This window comes from Paraburkholderia sp. GAS32 (assembly GCF_050434225.1).
GTDB lineage: Bacteria > Pseudomonadota > Gammaproteobacteria > Burkholderiales > Burkholderiaceae > Paraburkholderia > Paraburkholderia madseniana.
Genome location: NZ_JBNPVS010000136.1, coordinates 1 through 1,213, shown reverse-complemented (window position 1 = coordinate 1,213; position 1,213 = coordinate 1). Strand labels below are relative to the sequence as shown.

The window sequence follows — 1,213 nt, the reverse complement described above, 5'->3', positions numbered from 1 at the left end:
ACCCGTACTCCACAGGTGCCCGTTTTTTGCTTATGTCCTCAGGTTTTTAACGGGTTTCCTCCGCGTTTTTCCAATGCCAGGCCGCCGCGGCGTCGGTTCGCGTCTCAACGCGAACCGACGCCATGTTTTTCTGCCATCACGCGTCAACAATCACTTCGAAGCCGCCATAGATTAGCCGCTGGCCGTCAAAAGGCATCGGATCCTTATCTGGTTGAAGTCGCGGGTCGGCCATTACCGCTTTCATTCCTTCGTCTCGCGACTGATGCGACGGCCAGACAACCCAGGAGAACACCACCGTCTCATCATCCTTGCGCTTGATCGCCATCGGAAACGACGTCACCTTGCCCTCCGGCACGTCATCTCCCCAGCATTCGACCACCTTCAACGCGCCGTGCTCCTTGAAGACGGCCGCCGCTCTTTCGGCGAACTGTCTGTAAACTTCGCGGTTGGCTGTAGGCACGGGGACAACAAATCCATCGACGTAAGTCATTCGCAATCTCCTTTTTCCCATACGGACTATAGGTGCCGGTCGGCAGCGCATCGCAACACGACCGCCCATACGCACGACGAGCGGGGAGTCAAGAAATCGACAATAGTCGATTCCCTTGGACCGATAGCCTGCTTTGACCCTAAGCGGCGCTTTGAGGCATGGCGTGATCAGCGCAATCCGTTCTGGCTTCGGCAACGTTTACCGTCTACATTGAACAGACAATTAAGCTAGCGGTAGGTATTGCCTCTGTGACGCCGACTGCTACCGTCGACGTCGTACGGGCTTGCCGAGTGAAAAACGGGGGCTATATGGAAAACCTGATATTAGAAGCCATCGCAAGCAAACAATTGATTGAGTTTTATTACCGCAATCTTCCGCGGATTGTCGAACCCCATGTGTATGGAGTTACAAATGGAGTCAGGCAAGTTCTCGGCTACCAGACCGGGGGACAAAGTAGCAACGGTGGACTCCCTGACTGGCGACGTTTCGACCTCAACCAAATGTCACGACTTGCAATCCTCGCTCCAACATTTCTCGGACGCCGTCCTATCCCCTCTGGAAAGCACAGCTCTTGGGATTCGCGCATAGCCATCGTTGCCTAGATCTCCGTAGATCGCAAGGTAGCGGCGCGCTCGACGTTAGCGAATGATCCACCGATAGACTGCTCTTTTCGGGTACCAAGTCGGTGTCGGGAAATCTGTCGTCGCCGAAAGACATAAGAAG

Annotated in this window: 2 protein-coding genes; one reads left to right on the top strand and one right to left on the bottom strand. The window is 54.7% G+C overall.

Going from position 1 to position 1,213, the window contains the following annotated elements; all coding sequences use genetic code 11:
• Positions 1-136: 136 nt before the first annotated feature.
• Positions 137-490: a DUF1428 domain-containing protein gene (locus P3T25_RS48565; protein WP_008920469.1), complete on the bottom strand. Its 354-nt coding sequence runs from the start codon at positions 488-490 to the stop codon at positions 137-139.
• A gap of 308 nt (positions 491-798) precedes the next feature.
• On the opposite strand from P3T25_RS48565, the gene P3T25_RS48560 reads away from it, so the two are divergent.
• Positions 799-1,092, top strand: coding sequence for a hypothetical protein (locus tag P3T25_RS48560; protein WP_429364895.1), 294 nt, complete (start codon positions 799-801; stop codon positions 1,090-1,092).
• Positions 1,093-1,213: the final 121 nt, after the last annotated feature.